Origin of the sequence: Paracoccus lutimaris (assembly GCF_003337565.1) — a bacterium.
Taxonomy (GTDB): domain Bacteria; phylum Pseudomonadota; class Alphaproteobacteria; order Rhodobacterales; family Rhodobacteraceae; genus Paracoccus; species Paracoccus lutimaris.
On the sequence record NZ_QPJL01000019.1, the window covers coordinates 1 to 19,891 of the forward strand.

General features: G+C 66.1%; 19 protein-coding genes. 8 read left to right on the forward strand and 11 right to left on the reverse strand.

Annotated features, from left to right (window positions below):
- Positions 1 to 185: 185 nt before the first annotated feature.
- The 10 genes from DFP89_RS14785 to DFP89_RS14830 form a co-directional block, all read right to left on the reverse strand.
- Complete coding sequence (locus DFP89_RS14785; RefSeq protein ID WP_114350163.1) at positions 186 to 485, reverse strand: hypothetical protein; 300 nt, start codon at positions 483 to 485, stop codon at positions 186 to 188.
- Positions 442 to 1,983 (reverse strand): nitrite reductase, encoded by a 1,542-nt coding sequence (locus DFP89_RS14790; protein ID WP_114350164.1) that lies wholly within the window; start codon positions 1,981 to 1,983, stop codon positions 442 to 444. Before DFP89_RS14790 ends, DFP89_RS14785 begins: the two co-directional genes overlap by 44 nt.
- On the reverse strand, positions 1,958 to 3,175 hold the full coding sequence (nirJ, locus tag DFP89_RS14795) for a heme d1 biosynthesis radical SAM protein NirJ (protein WP_114350165.1): 1,218 nt from the start codon (positions 3,173 to 3,175) through the stop codon (positions 1,958 to 1,960). Before nirJ ends, DFP89_RS14790 begins: the two co-directional genes overlap by 26 nt.
- An 11-nt stretch (positions 3,176 to 3,186) precedes the next feature.
- Positions 3,187 to 3,669 (reverse strand): siroheme decarboxylase subunit beta, encoded by a 483-nt coding sequence (gene ahbB, locus DFP89_RS14800; protein ID WP_114350166.1) that lies wholly within the window; start codon positions 3,667 to 3,669, stop codon positions 3,187 to 3,189.
- Entirely contained in the window at positions 3,666 to 4,148 is a 483-nt protein-coding gene (locus DFP89_RS14805) for an Lrp/AsnC family transcriptional regulator (RefSeq protein WP_114350167.1), read from the reverse strand. The genes ahbB (DFP89_RS14800) and DFP89_RS14805 overlap by 4 nt, the downstream gene beginning before the upstream one ends.
- Positions 4,145 to 5,122: a siroheme decarboxylase subunit beta gene (gene ahbB, locus DFP89_RS14810; protein ID WP_114350168.1), complete on the reverse strand. Its 978-nt coding sequence runs from the start codon at positions 5,120 to 5,122 to the stop codon at positions 4,145 to 4,147. Before ahbB (DFP89_RS14810) ends, DFP89_RS14805 begins: the two co-directional genes overlap by 4 nt.
- A gap of 2 nt (positions 5,123 to 5,124) precedes the next feature.
- Positions 5,125 to 6,294 carry a cytochrome D1 domain-containing protein gene (locus tag DFP89_RS14815; protein ID WP_114350169.1) on the reverse strand — a complete coding sequence of 390 codons (1,170 nt, stop codon included), beginning with the start codon at positions 6,292 to 6,294 and terminating at the stop codon, positions 5,125 to 5,127.
- Positions 6,294 to 6,608, reverse strand: a complete 315-nt coding sequence (locus tag DFP89_RS14820; RefSeq protein ID WP_114350170.1) for a c-type cytochrome — start codon at positions 6,606 to 6,608, stop codon at positions 6,294 to 6,296. Before DFP89_RS14820 ends, DFP89_RS14815 begins: the two co-directional genes overlap by 1 nt.
- On the reverse strand, positions 6,601 to 7,386 hold the full coding sequence (cobA, locus tag DFP89_RS14825) for a uroporphyrinogen-III C-methyltransferase (protein ID WP_114350171.1): 786 nt from the start codon (positions 7,384 to 7,386) through the stop codon (positions 6,601 to 6,603). Before cobA ends, DFP89_RS14820 begins: the two co-directional genes overlap by 8 nt.
- Positions 7,387 to 7,458: 72 nt before the next feature.
- Entirely contained in the window at positions 7,459 to 9,252 is a 1,794-nt protein-coding gene (locus DFP89_RS14830; protein WP_114350172.1) for a nitrite reductase, read from the reverse strand.
- A gap of 134 nt (positions 9,253 to 9,386) precedes the next feature.
- Here DFP89_RS14830 and DFP89_RS14835 point away from each other — a divergent pair, with 134 nt between their 5' ends.
- The 7 genes from DFP89_RS14835 (at position 9,387) to DFP89_RS14865 (ending at position 18,222) form a co-directional block, all read left to right on the forward strand.
- Entirely contained in the window at positions 9,387 to 11,441 is a 2,055-nt protein-coding gene (locus DFP89_RS14835; protein ID WP_114350173.1) for a NosR/NirI family protein, read from the forward strand.
- Entirely contained in the window at positions 11,438 to 12,619 is a 1,182-nt protein-coding gene (locus DFP89_RS14840) for an NnrS family protein (protein WP_114350174.1), read from the forward strand. Before DFP89_RS14835 ends, DFP89_RS14840 begins: the two co-directional genes overlap by 4 nt.
- Complete coding sequence (locus DFP89_RS14845; RefSeq protein WP_245948782.1) at positions 12,616 to 13,512, forward strand: FAD:protein FMN transferase; 897 nt, start codon at positions 12,616 to 12,618, stop codon at positions 13,510 to 13,512. The genes DFP89_RS14840 and DFP89_RS14845 overlap by 4 nt, the downstream gene beginning before the upstream one ends.
- Before the next feature lie 90 nt (positions 13,513 to 13,602).
- The gene (locus DFP89_RS14850; RefSeq protein ID WP_114350175.1) at positions 13,603 to 14,055 is read left to right on the forward strand and encodes a c-type cytochrome; all 453 of its coding nucleotides are present in this window, start codon (positions 13,603 to 13,605) and stop codon (positions 14,053 to 14,055) included.
- 13 nt (positions 14,056 to 14,068) lie between these two features.
- Positions 14,069 to 15,457: a cbb3-type cytochrome c oxidase subunit I gene (locus tag DFP89_RS14855; RefSeq protein ID WP_114350176.1), complete on the forward strand. Its 1,389-nt coding sequence runs from the start codon at positions 14,069 to 14,071 to the stop codon at positions 15,455 to 15,457.
- A gap of 3 nt (positions 15,458 to 15,460) precedes the next feature.
- The gene (locus DFP89_RS14860; protein WP_114350177.1) at positions 15,461 to 16,273 is read left to right on the forward strand and encodes a CbbQ/NirQ/NorQ/GpvN family protein; all 813 of its coding nucleotides are present in this window, start codon (positions 15,461 to 15,463) and stop codon (positions 16,271 to 16,273) included.
- A gap of 11 nt (positions 16,274 to 16,284) precedes the next feature.
- A complete protein-coding gene (locus DFP89_RS14865; protein WP_114350178.1) occupies positions 16,285 to 18,222 on the forward strand; it encodes a nitric oxide reductase activation protein NorD in 1,938 nt (645 codons plus the stop codon).
- 22 nt (positions 18,223 to 18,244) lie between these two features.
- Here the strand turns inward: DFP89_RS14865 and DFP89_RS14870 are convergent, their stop codons facing one another.
- Positions 18,245 to 18,919, reverse strand: coding sequence for a Crp/Fnr family transcriptional regulator (locus DFP89_RS14870; RefSeq protein ID WP_114350179.1), 675 nt, complete (start codon positions 18,917 to 18,919; stop codon positions 18,245 to 18,247).
- Between the two features lie 171 nt (positions 18,920 to 19,090).
- Here DFP89_RS14870 and DFP89_RS14875 point away from each other — a divergent pair, with 171 nt between their 5' ends.
- The gene (locus DFP89_RS14875) at positions 19,091 to 19,891 is read left to right on the forward strand and encodes a GNAT family N-acetyltransferase (protein ID WP_114350180.1); all 801 of its coding nucleotides are present in this window, start codon (positions 19,091 to 19,093) and stop codon (positions 19,889 to 19,891) included.

The window sequence follows — 19,891 nt, forward strand, 5'->3', positions numbered from 1 at the left end:
GACATCAGGTCTCGTGCCAATCTGGTCTCCATTGCAGGTACCAGCTTGAATCACGATCAGGCCACCCTGTGAATCCCTTTTGTCAACACCACCTAGCGTGTCTGACAAGAGAAATTTTAGCTCATATTGCCATCCAATGCTGTGCAGGAGCGGTTATAAGAATGGACAAAGAAACCAACGAGGCTTCAGCTGATCGGGGAGCGGGGGGCGGCCTGATCCATCAGGCGGCGGATCCAGATGCCCGCCGCCCATGTTGCCGGAATGCCCAAAGGCAGCGCCAGAAGGGCGGCGAGCCAGGGGGAAAGCACATCGATGCCCAGCCAGCTCAGCAGCAAAAACAGCATGAACAGGTTGATCCAGACCGCCGTCGCCGCGAAGGGGTAAAGCAGGATCGCCAGTTTCCAGACCGGCCAGCGGCCCGGTTCCCCGGTGAGCCTGTCCTCAGTGGCTGGTTCCGTCCTCGAATGTGATCTTGTTCCAGACATTGTATTTCCCCGAGGGTTTGCGCATCGGCAGGCGCTTGACCTCTTCCAGCGTTTTCGCATCATAGATCACCACCGCGCCGTCGTCCTCCCACAATGAGACCAGCACATGGCTGCCGTCGCGGGTGAATTCGACATGCGCGAAGGTCTTGTCCGGGAAGGGTGCCAGCGTCTTGACGATCTTGAGCGTTTCCTTGTCGATCACATGCATGCGGTCCCTGTTCGGGCCAAAGAACACATCCGCCCAGAGATAGGGGCTGTTATGATGGCTGCGCAGGAAAAAGCCCGGCCCGTCGGTCTTGATCTGTTCGACCAGCGTCCAGTCCTGCATGTCGATGACCGAGAGCACCCCTTCGTTCAGATGCGGGGTCGCCATGACCCGGCGCCCGCCCCGTTCCCAGGTGATGCCCGAGCCCAGATGCGGCATGCCGGGCAACGGCAGTTCGGCGATCTCGCGGCCGACATCCAGATTGACGACGACACCCTTGTCGCCTTCGCGATTGGTGCCGATCAGGTTTCGGTAATCAGGGGTGAAGAAGAAATCGTCCAGCGGTTCCTCGGTCTGGATGCGGCGGCGGGCGAAAAGACCCTTTTCCGCGCCCAGAGCCTCTTTCATGCCTTTTTCGTGGCTGTGGACGAAGCCGTCATGGAAGGGGCCGGCATCGGGATCAGTGGCGATTTCCCAGATCTCCGGCGCGTCCTTGAGCGCCAGCACGAAGGATTTGCGTTCGGGCGCCTGATAGACCGCCGAGACGCGGCTTTCGCTGCCGTCGCGCGCGATGACCGGCACGATTTTCGCAAGGCCGAGGTTGTCGGTGGACAGGATCGTCAGGCTGTGGGGCAGGTAATTCGCCACTGCCAGCCATTTGCCGTCATGGCTCATGGCGATGTTGCGGCTGTTCAGGCCGGCGCGGATGCGCCCCACCTCGGCCAGCGACCAGATATCGTATTTCTGCACCCAGCCATCGCGCGACATGATGAAGACATAGCGCCCGTCGGGGCTGAATTTCGGCCCGCCATGCACGGCAAAGGGCGTGGCAAAGCGGTCCAGCACCTCGAACGTGTCGCCGTCCAGCACGCTGACATGGTGATCGCCGGTTTCCACCACCAGCGTGATGTTCATCGGGTCGGCCTTGAAGACCGGCGCCATGGCGGGCTGGTAATCGGGGTTCATCTGCCGGCTTTCCGCCATCTGCGCCGGGGTCCAGTCCGGCACATGATCCAGCGGCGACTTGAGGTAATCGACCAGCGCGGCGATCTGTTCTGGGGGCAGTTCGGCCTCGAACCCGGCCATCTGGGTCGCGACGCGGCCCTTGGCGATGATCTGGTCGATACCCTTGAGCCGCCCCAGCGTTTCCGGGATCAGGGCCGGGCCGGTGCCGCCAAGGCGGTCCTCGCCGTGGCAGGCGGCGCAATGGCTGGCATAGTCGGCGGCCGGATCGGCATGGGCCAGCAGCGGCAGCAGCGCGACAAGACTAAAGGAAGCGATGCGCCGGATCATGGCTTTTTCCCCGGAATGGCGTGACGGCAAGACGGTCAAGATCGGCATCGACAACGCCGATCTCGCGCGCGGTGAGATAGCAGGCCGGATCCTCGGCCCAGGGGTCGCCGGTCAGTTGCAGGGCGCGGATGCGGGTATTGCCGCCGCAGACCGCCTGATAGGCGCAGGCGCCGCAGCGCCCTTTCAGCGGGCGCGGGCGGGTGCGCAGGGTGGCCAGGATCGGGTCGTCCCCGGTCCAGATTTCCGAAAACGGCCGCTCCTTGACCGAGCCCACGGTGTAATCCGACCAATAGGTATCGGGATGGACCTTGCCCTGCGGGTCGATATTGCCGACGCCAAGACCCGAGGAATTACCGCCCCATGCCTCAAGATGGGCGCGCAGATGCGCCACGACCTGCGGCGCAAAGCGCGCCTCGGCCCAACGCAGGAAATAGACCGCGTCGCTGTCATTGTTGCCGGTGACGACCTCAAAGCCCTCGCCGGCCTCGACCGCGCTCCAGGCGCGGTCCATCAGCAGGTCCATGGCGCGGCGGGTATGGTCATGGGCGGTATCCTCGCCCCGGTGCTTGTCGCCCCGGCCGGCATAGACCAGATGCGACAGATAGAACTTGTCGACGCCCTCGTCCCGGCACAGGTCCAGCATCGCGGGCAGGTGATGGGCGTTGCCATCGGTGATGGTAAAGCGCAGGCCCACCTTGACGCCGCGCGCCTTACAGGCCCTGACCCCCGCCAGCGCCTGATCGAATGCGCCCTCGACGCCCCGGAACCAGTCATTGACCGCGCCGATCCCATCGAGCGAGATGCCAACATAGTCGAAACCCAGATCGGCCAGCCGGTCGATATTTTCGGCGTTGATCCTGGTGCCGTTCGTGGACAGCGACAGGTGGCGGAAGTTCAGCTTGCGGGCTTCCTCGGCCAGTTCCCAGAAATCGAAGCGCGACATCGGCTCGCCCCCCGACAGGATCAGGGCGGGGATGCGGAAATCCGACAGGTCGCGCAGCACCGACATTGCCTGATCGTGGGTCAGCTCGCCCGGGAACGGCCGGTCGGCCGAGACGGTATAGCAATGGCGGCATTTCAGGTTGCAGCTGCGGGTCAGGTTCCAGATCACCACTGGCTTGACCGGCCCCGAGCGGCGGCGCGGCGGCGTCGGATCAAGGATCTGGTGCATGTATTGGGTCAGGCGAAACATGGTGTCCCCTTTCAGCCGTCGCGCAAGCGCAGGCCGGTCTTTTTCAGAATCCGGGTGGAATACAGGATATCATCGGCGCGGCAGGCCGGGCCCAGCAGATCGCGCAGGATGGCGCGCTTTTCCTCGACCTCGCCGCGCGAGCTGCCATGCAGCATCGCAAACAGGTTATAGCGCCAGACCGGCGCGCGCGGGCGCAGATAGCAATGGCTGACGAAATCCAGCGCCCCGACCTGCGCGCCCAGCGTCTCGGCCTCGGCATCCTCGACATCCCAGACGCTCATGCCATTGGCGGTCATTCCCAGCGCGTAATGGTTGGGCGCGACCGCGATGCGGCGGATGATGCCCAGATCCAGAAGCGCGGTCAGGCGATAGATCACCTCGGCCTCGGTAAGGCCAAGCTGGCCCGCGATCTGCGCATAGGGCGCCTCGACCAGCGGCAGGCCGGCCTGCGTCGCGGCGATCAGGCGGCGGTCGATGGGGTCCAGATCATTCATGCCTGCACCCGAAAGCCGATGAAGAATTCCTGAAGCTTGGGGAACTGCCAGACGGTCAACCCGGTCTCGGCCTCGATCCGGGCGGCGGTTTCGGCGATCCCCTCGGGCGTGGGGGTGGCCAGGACGAACCACATGTTCAGCTCGTGGTCGCGGGCATAGTTATGGGCGACCTCGGGATGGGCGTTCACCAAAGCCGCGATGCGGTCGAAATCCGCCTCGGGCGCGGTCAGCGCGCAAAGGCAGAAATCGCCCCCCATGGCGGCGGCGTCGAAAAACGGGCCAAAGCGGGTGATGGCGCCGATCTCGCGCAGGCGGGAAAGCCGTTCGATCAGTTGTGCGCCGTTCAGGCCAAGGGGCGCGCCCGCATCGTCAAAGGGGCGCGGGGTCAGGGGAAAGCCCTCTTGCAGGGTGTTCAGGATGGCGCGGTCGGTCGCATCCAGCGCGCCTTCGGGCAGGGTCTGGCGGGTCGGGCGGGTCATGCTGCGGCCTCGACGATGGTGGCGCCGCGCTGGCGAAAGCAGCGGGTCGAGAACAGGATGCGATGCGCCGCCCCCGCCAGTTCCGGCAGGGCGCGGGCCTGATCCAGCACCGCCATCGCCTCGGGGCGGGACCGGGCGTGGATCATGCAAAACAGCGGCCAGTCCCAGACCCCCGGCACGGTGCGGCGCTGATAGCACAAGGTGACGCCCGGGATCGCGGACAGTGCCGCACCGGCGGCGGGGATCGCCGCATCGGGCAATTGCCAGACCACCATGGCGTTTTCGCGCCAGCCAAGCGCGCGGTGCCTGACGATGACGCCCACGCGGGTCAGCAGGCGCGCCCGCGCCAGCATGTCGATCCGCTCGATGATCGCGGCCTCGGGCATGTGCAGGCTGCGGGCCAGCGCGGCAAAGGGGCGCGGCTCCAGCGACAGGCCGGTGGAAAGGGCCTGCATCAGCGCCGCGTCGCCCGGACGCAGGACCGACAGATCGGCGGGCCGGTCCAGCGCCATGCTGCGGCGCGGGCCGTCCAGCGGAAAGCCAAGGTCGATGTTGAAGGCCCGCACCAAGGGCAGCGACAGCACGGTCAGGCCGGTCGCGGCCTCGATCCGGGCAAGGCTTGCGGCCAGTTTGCGCGCATCGGGGGCGGTGGCGACGAACCACAGGTTCCAGTCGCCCTCGCGCAGATAGGAATGGTTGACGCCCGGCTCATCGCCGACCAGCGCCGCCACCTCGTCGATGCGGGCGGGCGGCACCTGCAACGCGGCCAGGGTCGAGGCCCCCGCCGTATTCGGCCGGCAGGTCGCGCCGACGCGGGCGATGCGGCCACCATCCTGCAACCGGCGCAGGCGGGCGATCACCTCGGCCTCATGCGTGCCAAGGCGGGCGGCGATAGTGGCAAAGGGCTGCGGCACCAGCGGCAGGTCGCGCTGGAAGTCGTTCAAAAGGCGCAGGTCCAGATCGTCATCCAGCATGATCACAGCCCCGTCTGATGCGCGCGGTCGGTGAAAAAGATCCCCGAGGGCGCCCTGGCCGGGATCTCGGCCAGAACCTCGTGGCTGCGGGCGTCGCGGATTTCGACGCGGTTCTCGTCGCGGACGGACAGCCAGACCTCGCGGCCGCGGGGGGCGAATTCCATGTGCAACACGCCCTTGCCGGGGGTGATGGTGTCAGTGACCTGATGGGTCATCACGTCGATGATCTGCACCTTGTCATTGCCAGGCGGGGCGAAATTCACCCAGATCTCGCGCTTGTCGGGGCGGGCGACGGCAAAGACCGGCTGGCCGGCCAGATCGGTGCGGGCAATCTCGGACAGGTTCGCGGCATCGACCCAGAGTAGCTGATGCAGGCCCACGGCGGGCAGCGCGAAGACGCCATCCGCCAGCGTCCAGCCCTGCAGATGCGGCATTTTATAGACCGGCAGGTCGGGCTGATCCTTGCCGTAATCGGGCAGGAAGCGGGTGGCCTTGGGCGGGTCCTGCCACAGGTCCACCGCCGTCAGCCCCTTTTCGCCGAAAAGCCCCACGATATAGGTGCGCCCGTCCCCGGTCAGCAGCGCGTCATAGGGATTGGCGCCGATGCCGGTCAGCTTTGTGATCACAGGCTTTGCCGGGTCGGCGGCATGGTCCAGCACCCAGACCTCGCCCGTGTCCCAGGTGGCGACGACAAAGCGGCTGCCCGGCACATCGGCAATGCCCACGGTCTTTGAGCCCATGGGCACATCGGCGACCAGATCCAGCGTTTCGGCGTCAAAGACCTTGACCCCGCCGGGCTCATAATTCGACACCGCGACCAGCTTGCCGTCGTCGGAAATCGCGCCACCGATGGAATTGCCGCCCTGAACCACGCGCTTGACGATGGTCCGGGTCAGGATATCGACCTTGGTCAGCCCGCCGTCGCGACCAAAGACATAAGCGAAACGTTCATCGGGCGAATAGACGAGGCTCGCATGGGACAGATCGCCCAGGCCCTCGATCCGGCCGATGGCGGCGCGCTCGCTGCGGTCCACGACCAGAAGCGAGCCGGCCTCGCGTTCCACGATCAGGCCAAGATCGCCGGTGCCGCGCAGATCGTCGGCCAGTGCGGCAGGCGCGGTCAGCATGGGCGCGGTCAGGGTCAGCAGGGCAAGGGCGAGGGGCTTGAGCATCACGGCTCCTGTGTCAGAAGGTAATCGGCGATCCAGCGCGCCTCGTCCTCGGACAAGAGCGGGCGCCAGCCGGGCATGGCGGTGCCGGGCATGCCGTCAAGGATGATGGTGCTGAGGTCGTCGGGGTCGCGGCCGGCCAGCGCGGCGGGGGTGATGGCGCGGCCAAGCCCGCCGGTCATCCGCAGCCCGTGGCACGAGCCGCAATCCTGCCTGACGATATACCGCAGTTCATCGGCCCGGTCGGGCGTGACCGTGCCGGCGCTGGCCGGCAGCGCAAGCGCCACCAGCAGCAAGGCGGCCACCAGCCTAGCCATGCGAGAACAGCTTGTGCAGCGGCGCAGGCTCTGCCGTGGGCAGGCGCAGCACCTCCTCCTCGGCCAGTGCGGCGACACGGCCGATCAGGAACAGGACCGGCGCGGGCATCGGATTGTCGCGCAACGCCTCGGCAATGCCCGAAAGGTCGGATTGCAGGCGGCGCTCGCGCGGGGTGGTGGCCTGCGAAACCGCCATCACCGGCAGGTCGGCGGGCATGCCATGGGCGATCAGCTCGGCCGAGATCTGCACCATGTTCGCGGCCCCCATATAGACCGCCAGCGTCGTGTCGGGATCCGCCAGCGAGGCCCAGTCCAGGTCAAGCTCGGCGTCCCGCGCCCGGTGGCCGGTCACATAGCGCAGGCCCGTGGCCATACCGCGATGGGTCAGCGGCAACCGCAACGATGCGGCGGCCCCCTGCGCGGCGGTGATGCCGGGCACATAGTCACAGGCAATACCGGCAGCGATCAGGGCGTCATATTCCTCGCCGCCGCGGCCGAAAATGGTCGGGTCGCCCCCCTTGAGACGGGCGACGGTCAGGCCGGCGCGGCCCAGATCGACCAGAATTTCATTGATGCGGTCCTGCGGGACCGGATGGAAACCCGCGGCCTTGCCCACGGCGATGCGCCGGATATGGGCGGGAACAAGGGCCATGATCTCGTCCGAGACCAGCCGGTCATGGACCACGACATCGGCCGATTGCAGCAGGCGCAGCGCGCGCAGCGTCAACAGCTCGGGGTCGCCCGGTCCGGCGCCGATCAGGTAAACTTGCCCCGTCATCTCCAACCCCCGATGGATCTATCTGCCTGGGCAGGGGCGCGGACGCCCCTGCCTTGGTTGTTCCAGTCGCGATCAGTAGATATCGCCCTTGGTGTTGTAGACGTTGAACTTGCCGGTCGGGGTGACCAGACGTTCGTCCTTGATGACGTGCTTGACCTCAAGCGTGGCGTCGTCGACCACCACGATCGCCGAGGTCTGGTCCTTGCCGTTCCAGACGCTGAACCACACTTCGGTGCCGTCCTTGTTGAACTCACCCTGAACCACGCGGGGCTGACCCTCGGTGATCCCGGCCAGTTCGGCCAGCGGCAGGGTCTTGAACTCGGGGTCCGAGCCATCGCCCTTCATCGTGGTGGTGTCGAAGACCGCGACCGAACCCGAAATCTCGATCTCGGGGTTCAGGGTGGCATCGACATAGAGATGCTTCGACTTGGGATGCGTCTTGACGAACAGCGAACCGCCGCCAAGCGCCGGGAAGCTGTCGATGATCTTCCAGGCCTGGTCGGGATGCCCTTCGGGATCGGTGCCGATCAGCGCCACCGAGTCATCGCCAAGATGCGAGGTCGCCCAGACCGGCCCGAAGGTCGGATGGGTGAAGTTCGCGCCACGACCCGGATGCGGGGTCTGACCGCCGGTATCCGAGATGGCGACCAGCTTGCCTTCCTTGGTGTCGATCACGACCAGCTTGTTGCGCGCGTTCGCCGCGGTGATGAAGTAGCGCTTGGTGCTGTCCAGACCGCCATCGTGAAGGAAGCGCTCGGCCTCGATCTCGGTGGTTTTCAGGTTCTTGAGGTCGGTATAGTCGACCATCAGGATCTTGCCGGTTTCCTTGACGTTGACGATGAATTCCGGCCGGTAATGGCTGGCCAGGATCGCGGCAACGCGCGGCTCGGGGTGGTATTCCTGCTCGTCATAGATCATGCCACGGGTGGACTGGATCTTCTTGGGCTCCAGCGTCTCACCGTCCATGATGACGTATTGCGGCGGCCAATACGCGCCGGCAATGGCGTATTTGTCCTCCCAGCCTTCCATCTTCGAGGTCTCGATCGAGCGTGCCTCGGCGCCGATCTTGATTTCGGCGACGGTCGCCGGTTCCTTCATCCACAGGTCGATCATGTTGATCTTGGCGTCGCGGCCAATCACGAACAGATACCGACCCGAGGCCGACATCCGGCTGATATGGACCGCATAGCCGGTGTCGATGACCGACTTGATCTCATAGCTGCCGCCGTCGATCAGGGCGATCTGGCCGGCATCGCGCAGGGTGACGCTGAACAGGTTGTCCAGATCCCAGTCGTTTTCCTGCTTGGTCGGACGATCTTCGGGCGCGACGAGCACCTTCCAGGTGTCGCGCATTTCCTTCATGCCGAATTCCGGCGGCGCGGCCGGGTCCAGCAGCAGATAATTGGCCATCAGGTCGACCTGTTCCTGCGTCAGCTCGCCCGAGGTGCCCCAGTTCGGCATCCCGGCGGGCGACCCATAGGTGATGAAGCTTTGCAGGTATTCAAAGCCCAGCTCACGGGTCAGGTCGGGGGTCAGCGCCTTGCCGGTGGCGCCGTTGCGCAGAACGCCGTGGCAGCCGGCGCAGCGTTCGAAATAGATCTTGTTGGCTTCGGTATACTGGGCGTCGGTCAGCGCCGGGATACCTTCGGGCGCGCCGGGGGCCGCAACCTCGCCCTCGTCCTTGGCAAGATTGTCAAGCGAGGGTTCGTATTTGTTGTCCGACTTGCTTTGGTGATCCTCAAGCGCGGCCTTGGGGTCCTTCGCCGGAGCCTGATCTTGCGCCACTGCCGCCAAGGGTCCCAATACCAGGGCCAGGGCGGCGGTCGCGAGCAAGCTCGGTCTTGCGAATGGGAGCCTGTGTCTCATCTGGCTTTCCTATCTGCTGGAGCGCGTTCGCCACGTTCCTTGCGCAAGAATCAGGCCCGACGCTTTGATCTTGGTTAAGGTCTTGCGGTTGAATCTGCGAAACAACCGGAACCAGAACAGGTGGACGATCAGCGATGACCAGCGGCAGATTCCCCGTATTTCCCGTGAAAACCGCGCTTTTTGCGTGGGTTTTCCTGCTGTTGGCGGCGACCGGGATCCGGGCCCAGGAACCCGACCTGCGGCCGGATGTCGCGGCGGCACTTTTTGGCCAGACCACCGAGGTCGGAATCGAGCGCCGGGATAGCCCCGTGCCCGGCTGGCGGGTGACCGCTGGCGGGCAGGTGCTGGGCATGGTCGGCTCGACCTGGGAAATCGCCCAGACCAGCGGCTATTCGGGCAAGCCGCTGGACGTGCTGGTGGCGGTGACGCCGCAGGGCACCATCGCCGGGGCCAAGCTGATCCGCCAGACCGAGCCGGTCCTGAGCCTTGGCATCTCGGACGCCGACATCATCGCCTATGTGGACGGGTTTCGCGGCGTCGACCTGATGCGCGACCATGCCGCGCTGGGGCCGGACCCGGCGCTGCCCGATGTGATCTCGCGGGCCACCGTCTCGACCGGGGTGATCCGCGACGGGATCATGCGCACCGGCCGGGTGCTGGCGCAGGCGCAGGGGCTGGGCGGCGGCGGCATCGACCGCGTCAGCTTTCGCCCCACAGGCTGGGCCGAGCTGCTGAGCCAGGGCGCGCTGGCCCATAGCCTGACCACCATGGCCGAGGCCGCCCGCGCCTTTGCCGGGGCCAAGGTGCCCGTTGATCCCTCGGACGCACCGTTTCTGGACCTTTATGCCGGGCTGATCGACACCCCTACCGCCGGCCGCAACCTGCTGGGAGAGCTGGATTTCACCGCCGCCACCGGGTCGCTGCAACCCGGCCAGGCGCTGGTCGCGGTCATGTCGCGGGGGCTTTACAGCCCGCGCGGTACCGAATGGCGGCGCAGCGGCACGTTCGAGCGCATCGCCTTTCAACAGGGCGATATCCGCATCACCCCAAAGGCCGATGATTTCATCATGGTCGAGAAACTGGCCTTGCCTGATGCGCCCAGCTTCAAGGAAATCAGCCTGTTTCGCCTGAATGCCGACCCCGAGGCGGGCGGCATCGACCCGCGCCGGCCCTTTGATCTGATCGTCACCGCAACCCGCCCCCTGACCGCCGGGGGAGAGGCCGCGCTGCCCATCACCACCACCATCACCCTGCCCGCCGCCTTCGCGCTGGCCGAGGCGCCCGCCGCCATGCCGCTTTGGCAGGAATTCTGGCTGCAAAAGAAATTCGGCATCGCAATCGTCGGTGCCATGCTGTTCGTGCTGGCGCTGATCCTCTTCGGGCAAGAGGCGCTGGTCAGCCGCCCGAAACTGTGGCTGCGGGTGCGGCTGGGCTTTCTGGCCACCACGCTGTTCGTGCTGGGCTGGGGGCTGAACGGCCAATTGTCGGTCGTGCAGGTCGTGGCCTTCCTGAACTCGCTCTTGTCGGGTTTCCAGTGGGAGACCTTTCTGATCGCGCCGATCATCTTTCTGATCTGGTCCACCGTGGCCCTGGGGATGCTGTTCTGGGGACGCGGGGTCTATTGCGGCTGGCTGTGCCCCTTTGGCGCCTTGCAAGAGCTTCTGAACGTCGCCGCCCGCCGGCTGGGCGTGCGCCAGATCGCCGTGCCGCAGGGCCTGCATGAACGGCTTTGGGTGATCAAATACACCCTCTTCGTCGCCATCGTCGCGCTGAGCTTCTACAGCATGGAGAAATCGCTGCTGCTGGCCGAGGCCGAGCCCTTCAAGACCGTGATCTCGATGCGGTTCCTGCGGGCATGGCCGTTCGTGCTGTTCGCGCTCGTGGTCTTGGCGGGGGGGCTGTTCATCGAGCGGTTCTATTGCCGCTACCTGTGCCCCCTTGGCGCGGGGCTGGCGATTCCCGCCAAGCTCAAGGTCTTTGACTGGCTGCGGCGGCGTCCGCAATGCGGTCGCGAATGCCGGCTCTGCGAGACGAAATGCACCGTCGGCGCCATCGATCCGCTGGGCCGGATCAATGCCAATGAATGCGTGCTGTGCCTGCGCTGTCAGGTGGTGATGAACGATGCGCAGACCTGCCCGGTCCTGAAACGCCGCGCGCGCACATCCGACGCGCCGAAGGAGGCGACATGAAACCCGATTACCTGTTCACCGCCGGCTGGCGGGTGTTCTTTCTGGCCGCCGGGCTTTGGGCGGTGATCTCGGTCGCGATCTGGCTCATGTGGCTGATCGGGCTGGTGGATGGCGGGCATCTGGGCGTGGCGCCGCAAAGCTGGCACGCGCATGAGATGATCTTTGGCTATGCCACGGCGGCGATGGGCGGCTTTTTCCTGACCGCCGTGCCGAACTGGACCGGCGCCAAGGCCGCGCCCGAGCGGTTCGTCATGCTGGTTGCGGGCCTGTGGCTGGCTGGGCGGCTGGCGGTCTGTCTGGCCGGGGTGCTGCCCTCGGCCGTGGTGGCGGCGATCGATCTGGCCTTTCTGCCGGTGCTGGCGGCCAAGGTCCTGACCCAGCTCATGGCGCGCCCCAAGCCCCAGAACATGATGTTCCTGCTGCTGATCACGCTGGTATGGATTAGCAACCTGCTGGTGCATCTGGACTGGATGGGGCTGACCGGGACCGGCTGGCAGGGGTTGCGCGGCGGGCTTCTGACCACCTGCGCCATGATCGCGGCGCTTGGCGGGCGGGTGACGCCGGCCTTTACCCGCAATGCCATGCTGCGCGAAGGGCGTGCCGAGCGCCTGCCGGTCGAGCATCCGCGTCTGGACATGGCCGGGATCGCGCTGGCGATCCTGACCGCCTTTGTGGTCATCCTTGGCCTGCCCGATGCGGTCGACGGCGGGCTGGCGGTGCTGGCCGGTCTGGTCGCGGCGGCGCGGCTGGCGGGCTGGCGCGGGCTTGCCCTGCCCCACCAGCCCATCGTCTGGGTGCTGCATCTGGGCTATGGGTTTCTGGCCCTTGGCTTCGTCCTGTGGGGGCTGGCACAGCTTGGTCTGGGCGACGAGATGGCGGCGCTGCATGTCCTGGGCATCGGCGCCGTGGGCGGCATGACGCTGGCGGTGATGAGCCGCGCCTCGCTGGGCCATAGCGGCCGCGCGCTGGTCGCCCCCGGCCCCGTCGCGCTGGCCTATGCGCTGATCCCGCTGGCCGTCGCGCTGCGTTGGGCCGGCTCGACCTTTCCGGGCAGTTTCTACCTGCCGGGAGTGATCGGCTCGGGTCTGGTCTGGTGTCTGGCCTTTACGCTTTACCTGACGGCGCTGTGGCCGATCTTTTTCGGCCCCCGCGCCAATGGCAACGAGGCGGCGGCATGATCGGGCGCCGCCGCTTTCTAACCCTTTGCGCCTGCGCCGCCGCGCTGCCGCAATCCGCATGGTCCGCGCCGCAGGAATGGCGCGGGCAGGCCATGGGCGCCGATGTGACCCTGCGCCTGAATGGCGCCAGCCCCGCACAGGCCCGCGGCTTTTTCGCCGAGGCCCAGCGGCTTCTGGCCCATGTCGAGGACCAGTTTTCACTGCATCGTGCATCCGATCTGGCGCGGCTGAACCAGCAGGGCTGGCTGCGCTTTCCCGATCAGGACATGCTGGCCCTGATGTCCCTGTCCGAGCGGCTGCACGGCGCGACCGGCGGCGCCTTTGACCCGACGATCCAGCCCTTGTGGCTGACCCGCGCCCAGGGCGGGGACGAGGGTGCCGCCCGCGCCCTGACCGGCTGGCGGGGCGTCGAATGGTCGCAGCAGGAGATTCGCCTGACGCGGCCCGGCATGGCGCTGACCTTCAACGGCATCGCGCAGGGGCTGGCCGCCGACCGGCTGGCCGGAGCCGCCAGCCGCCACGGGCTGACCGATATCCTGATCGACGCGGGCGAGACCCGCGCCATGGGCCCGCGCGACTGGCGCGCCGGACTGGCCGATGCCCGGGGCCGCATCCATCGCCATATCGCGCTGCGCGAACGGGCGCTGGCGACCTCGTCGCCCATGGGCACGCGCATTGGCCCAAGGGGCGGGGCGCATATTCTGGCGGCGGATGGCCGCCCCCCCTTGTGGGACACGATCTCGGTCAGCGCGCCGGATGCGGCGCTGGCCGACGGGCTTTCGACGGCGCTTTGCCTGATGCCCGCCCATGCCGCGCGCAAGGCCTTGGCAGAACTGCCGGATTGCCGGATCGAGCTGGCCATTCCGGCCGAAAACACCCCACGAAACGGCTGACCCCGCCGCTGCTTGACTTCGATCAATGACCGACTCGCCTCATGCGCGCAGTGAGGTCGCACCCGCATTAACCAAAGAGGTGACCGCGTCATGAGCGATATCATGACTAAAAGCATGGCCCGGAACGTCTTTTATGGCGGGTCGATCTTCTTCATGCTGATCTTTGTGCTGTTGACCATCCACAGCCACATCTACGCCCGCACCAAGGCCGTGGATGAGAGCAAGCTGACCGCCTCGGTCGCCGAGGGAAAGCATATCTGGGAACGCAACGGCTGCATCGACTGCCATACCATTCTTGGCGAGGGCGCCTACTTTGCGCCCGAGCTTGGGAACGTCATGAAACGCTGGGCCGTGCAGGACGATCCCGATGCCGCCTTCGAGGCGCTGAAGGGCTGGATGCAATCCATGCCGACCGGCATCGAGGGCCGCCGCCAGATGCCCCTCTTCGACCTGACGGACGAGGAGTTCCGGGCGCTCAGCGACTTCCTGCTGTTCACCGGCACGATCAATACCCAGAACTGGCCGCCGAACGACGCCGGCTGAGGGGGGAAAACCGATGAAATATCAAACACAACGCATCGCCTATGCCTACTTCATCGTGGCCATGGCGCTGTTTGCCGTCCAGGTGACGCTGGGCCTTGTTCTGGGCTGGATCTATGTCAGCCCGAACTTCATGTCCGAGCTGCTGCCCTTCAACATCGCGCGGATGCTGCACACCAACAGCCTGATCGTCTGGCTGCTTCTGGGCTTCTTCGGCGCGACCTATTACATCCTTCCCGAAGAGGCCGAGCGGGAAATCCACTCGCCCATGCTGGCCTATCTGCAACTGGGCATTCTGGTCCTGGGCACCGCCGGCGTGGTCGTGACCTATCTGTTCGACCTCTTCCACGGCAACTGGCTGCTGGGCAAAGAGGGGCGCGAGTTCCTTGAACAGCCCAAATGGGTCAAGCTGGGCATCGCCGTCGCCGCCGTGATCTTCATGTACAATATCAGCATGACCGTGCTGAAGGGCCGCAAGACCGCCGTCACCAACGTGCTGTTGATGGGCCTTTGGGGTCTGGTGGTGCTGTGGCTCTTCGCCTTTTACAACCCGGCGAACCTGGTTCTGGACAAACAGTACTGGTGGTGGGTCGTCCATCTGTGGGTGGAGGGCGTCTGGGAACTGATCATGGCCTCGATCCTGGCGTTCCTGATGCTGAAACTGACCGGCGTGGACCGCGAAGTGGTCGAGAAATGGCTTTACGTCATCGTCGCCACGGCGCTGTTCTCGGGCATCCTTGGCACCGGGCACCATTACTACTGGATCGGCCTGCCGGCTTACTGGCAGTGGATCGGTTCGATCTTCTCAAGCTTCGAGATCGTGCCCTTCTTTGCGATGATGTCATTCGCCTTCGTCATGGTCTGGAAAGGCCGCCGCGACCATCCGAACAAGGCCGCGCTGGTCTGGTCCTTGGGTTGCACGGTTCTGGCCTTCTTTGGCGCCGGCGTCTGGGGCTTCCTGCATACGCTGCACGGGGTGAACTACTATACCCACGGCACCCAGATCACCGCCGCGCATGGGCACCTGTCCTTCTATGGCGCCTATGTCTGCCTGGTGCTGGCCATGGTCACCTTCGTGATGCCGATCATGAAGAACCGCGACCCCTACAACCAGATCCTGAACATGGCCGCCTTCTGGCTGATGTCCTCGGGGATGGTGTTCATGACGGTCACGCTGACCTTTGCGGGTGCCGTCCAGACCCATCTGCAACGGGTCGAGGGCGACTTCTTCATGGATGTGCAGGACGGGCTGACGCTGTTCTACTGGATGCGCTTTGGCGCCGGTCTGGCGGTGGTCATCGGTGCGCTGCTCTTCATCTACGCGGTTCTGTTCCCGCGTCGTGAAGTCGTCGATGCCGGCCCCGTGCAACGCCACAAGGACGGCCATCTTGAGGCCGCAGAGTAAGCCATGAACGCGCATGCGAAAACCAATCGGAAAGGGGCGGCTGACGCCCCCTTCTACCTGCCCGGCGCCGACGAGATCGCGGTCTTCGAGGCTGCCGCCGCAAATGATCTGCCCGTGCTGCTGAAAGGCCCCACGGGCTGCGGCAAGACCCGCTTTGTCGCCCATATGGCGGCGCGGCTGGGCCGGCCGCTTTACACCGTCGCCTGCCATGACGATCTGTCGGCGGCCGACCTGATCGGGCGCTATCTCTTGAAGGGCGGCGAAACCGTCTGGACCGATGGCCCGCTGACCCGCGCCGTGCGCGAGGGCGCGATCTGCTACCTCGACGAGGTGGTCGAGGCGCGCAAGGACGTGACCGTGGTCCTGCACCCCTTGACCGATGATCGCCGCATCCTGCCCATCGACCGCACCGGCGAGGAGCTTGAGGCCGCCCCCGGCTTCATGCTGGTCGCCAGCTACAACCCCGGCTACCAGAACATCCTGAAAACGCTGAAACCCTCGACCCGGCAGCGGTTTCTGGCGCTGGAATTCGACTTCCCCGAACCCGCCCGCGAGATCGAGATCGTGGCCCGCGAAAGCGGCCTTGACCGCGACCGCGTGACCGCCCTTGTGCGGCTGGCGGGCAAGATCCGCGGCCTCAAGGGGCAGGATCTGGAAGAGGGCGTCTCGACCCGGCTGGTGGTCTATGCCGCCTCGCTGATCCAGCAGGGCATGGGCGTCGACCGCGCCATCGAGGCGGCGATGATCGAGTCGCTGACCGATGACGCCGACACCAAGCGCGGGTTGCGCGACCTTGCCGCCGCGGTCTTTGGCTAAGGGCGGGCGGCATGAGCCTTGATCTGGAACCATGGGAGCCCGAGGAAACCGTCGGCAAGCTCTGGCACGCCTGGGCCAGCGGCTTTGACGCGCCTCAGGACTTTGCCGAACAATCCGTGGCGCTGCCCGAGGTCGCGGGCCGCATCGCGGTCTTGTTTCGCGGTCTTGGCGGCGCCCCCTCGGTCGAGATCAGGCCCGCCGCCATCCAGACCTCGCATCACCGTATCGGCTGGCGCCGCAAGCTGGGGACCGCCGCCGAAACCGTGCCCTCGGCCAGTTTCGACGGCGAAATCCTGCGCCTGCCCGAACGCCTTTCGGCGCTGCCAAGCCGGCAGGCGAATGGCGCGCTTTATCTGTGGCTGGCAGCCTGCGCCGCGCATGAATGCCGCCCCGCCCCGCAGGACGACCCGCTGGCCCGCGACCTTGCCCGGATCGGCGCCGCCCGCCACGCCGTTCAGGCGACACTGGCGGACGCCCCCGGCCTGACCGGGCTCTATCGCGGCCTTGCCGGGCTGATCCTGAAGCTGCGCCCCGTCACCGGCCTGCCCCCGGCTGAAGCCAATGTCGAGGCGATCATCCGTCACATTCTGGGCGATCCCGCGCCGCTGTCGCCGCTGTCGCAGGACTGGCTGGCGATGCTGGACGACCCCTCGGGTCTGCGCGCGCCGCGCGGCTATCAGCCGATGCGGCCCGTGGTGGTCTGGCCCGATTTCGCGCCCATGGCCAGCGCCGAGGCAGCAAGCGCCGCCGAACAGGCCGACGGCATCGCCGCCGAGCTCAGCAACCAGCGCATGTTCCGCGCCCAGCGGCGCAAATCGGACCAGCCCAACCGCCGCGACAGCCTGATCCTGCACAAATTCGAGGCCCTGCTGAGCTGGGCCAATCTGATGAACCTCAACCGGCATGTCGATGATGACGATCAGGACGACGCGAAGAAGGCGGCAGAGGATCAGGAAGAACTGGGCCTTGGCCAGATTTCAAAGGCGCCCGCAACGCGTCTGCGGCTGCATCTCGATCTTGCGCCCGAGGATGCGGATCTTGAGGCGGTCGCCGGCATCCATACCTATCCCGAATGGGACGCGCGGCGCGGGCACTACTTGCCCGACCATGTGCGCGTGCTGGAAAACCGTGCCCCCGAAATCGACCCCGGGGATGCGACTGCCGAACTGATCCGCGACCCCGCCGCGCAGCGCCGCATCCGCGCCGTGCGCCGCCAGTTCGAGGCCCTGCGCCCCGGCCGCATCACCACCACCGGCCATCGCGACGGCGAGGAACTGGACAGCGACCTGACCGTGCGCGCCGCCGCCGATCTGCGCGCCACCGGACAGGGCAGCGACCGCATCTGGCGCCAGTCGCGGCCGCAGGCGCGCAATCTGGCGGTCTCGATCCTGCTGGACGTGTCGCGCTCGACCGAAAGCGCGGTCACCGGCCGCGCCGTGATCGAGATCGAGCGCGAGGCCCTGACCGCTCTGGCCTGGGGGCTTGAGGCCTGTGGCGACAGTTTTGCCATCAACGCGTTTTCGTCGCTCAAGCGTGACCGGGTGTTCCTGGGCACCTGCAAAACCTTTGACGAGCCGATGAGCGGCGCCATCGAACGGCGCATCGCCGGCCTGCGCCCGCGCTTTTACACAAGGCTGGGCGCGGGCATCCGCCACGCCTCGGCGGGGTTGGCCGAGCAAACCGCGAAACGCCGGCTGCTGCTGGTCATCACCGATGGCAAGCCCAACGATCTGGACCATTACGAGGGCCGCCACGGCATCGAGGACAGCGCCCGCGCCGTGCGCGAGGCCCGCATGAAGGGGCAATCGGTCTATGGCATCACCGTGGATCGCGACGCGAAAAGCTGGTTTCCCCGCATTTTCGGTCAGGGCGGCTTTTCCCTGATCCCGCATCCCGATCACCTGATGGCGGCCCTGCCTGCGATCTATCGCCAGCTGGTGGGCGGATAAAATGCCCCCGGCGCGGTCCTGCTCAGTCCAGGGCCAGCAGCCGCAGGGCAGCGATGTCGTCGATCTCGGCCTTGTTGGCATCGACGCGCACGCCATGTTCGCGCAGCCGGGCAAAGGCGCGCGACAGGCTTTCGGGCTGCATGCCCAGATGGCCGGCGATCAGCCGCTTGTTATAGGGCAGGTTGACCTCGCAGGAGCCCTGCTCGAGATCGGTCAGATCGGCCAGGAACTGCGCCACGCGCTGCAAGCCGGTATGGGCCTTGAGCCGTTCGATCTGGTCGATCAGCCCCTGCAGATGCACGAAGGTCGAGGCCAGCATGCGAATGGCGAATTCCTGATTTTCCAGCAGGAATTGCCGCAGCCGCACGCCGTCGATCTGCAAAAGCGTGCAATCCGAAATCGCCTCGGCGCTGACCGGATAGGGTTCGCCCCTCAGCACCATCGCCTCGGCAAAGCTGCGGTTGCGGCCCATGATCGTCACCACCGCCTCGTTTCCGCTGGGCGTCATGCGCGACAGCTTGACGTAGCCGCTCAGCACGATCAACACCGACCGCGCGACATCGCCCTGCACGAAGATCGTCTCGCCCTCGCGATATGAGCGGCGCACCGAATCCTTCAGCAGGTTCTCGCGCATGTCTTCGCTCAGGCCACTGAGCAAGACGGATTTCTTGACCGCCTCGGGCAGGGGCGACTTCATGGGCCAGGGTCCTTCCGTTGGCGACGCAATATTTTTGCATGCCCGGCAGCCGAGCGAAAGCGCCAAAATGGCAAGGCCGGACCGCCACTTCCGGCAGGAACCCTTGGAGGTCCAGCGGGTTGCGTCTGGTGAGCACGGGATCGACGCGGGTAACGGACGGAGGATGACATCATGCAGCCACTGACCAGCGGCGGGATCAGCTATGCGCTTGCGGGCGCGACCCGCGACACCGCGCCCCAGCAGGTCCTGGACGACCATGCCCGGGCGCTTTTCGGACTGTTTCTGGAGCGCGAGCGGGATTTCGGCTTCAACCCCGATGTGGTGACCGAATATCCCGATGTCGCCGACCCCGAGAGCAGCGCCTTTCTGGCCGATCCGCTGACCGTCATCGCCCGGCACCGCGCCGCGCTGGCGCAATCGGGCGCGCCGGTCAGCCGCGTGATGGTGCTGACCACCTATGCCGACCGGCTGGGCCCGGTGCTGACGGCGGCGGGCTACCGGATGCAGTCCATCGACATGCCCGCCGGCCCCGACCACACCGCCGCCTTTATCCACGATTTCCCCGAGGCCGGCCCCGGCCGCACGCTTTACCTTGAAGCGGTGAACGAGGCCGACGAAAAGATCCGCCCGGGCTTTGCACTGACCATGCGCGATGCTTCGGGGCGGCTTTGCGGGGGGGCCAGCGGATCGCTGCATGCCCGCGACGGACGGCTTTACGCCTATCTGGCGACGATGACGATCATGGCCGGCCTGCCGCCGGGCACCGGCACGAAACTGGCGGGCGCGATGCTGGATTTCCTGCGCGGGCTGGGGGTTTCGACCGTGCATCTGGGCACGCAGACGGCGGGGCCCTTCTATGAACAGGTCGGCTTTCGCGTCACCCATCGCCTGATCCCCGAATTGCGCAGCCGCCGGGGCAAGGATGGACGCATCATCCCCCATGATCTGGTCATGCTGGAGATGGATCTCTAG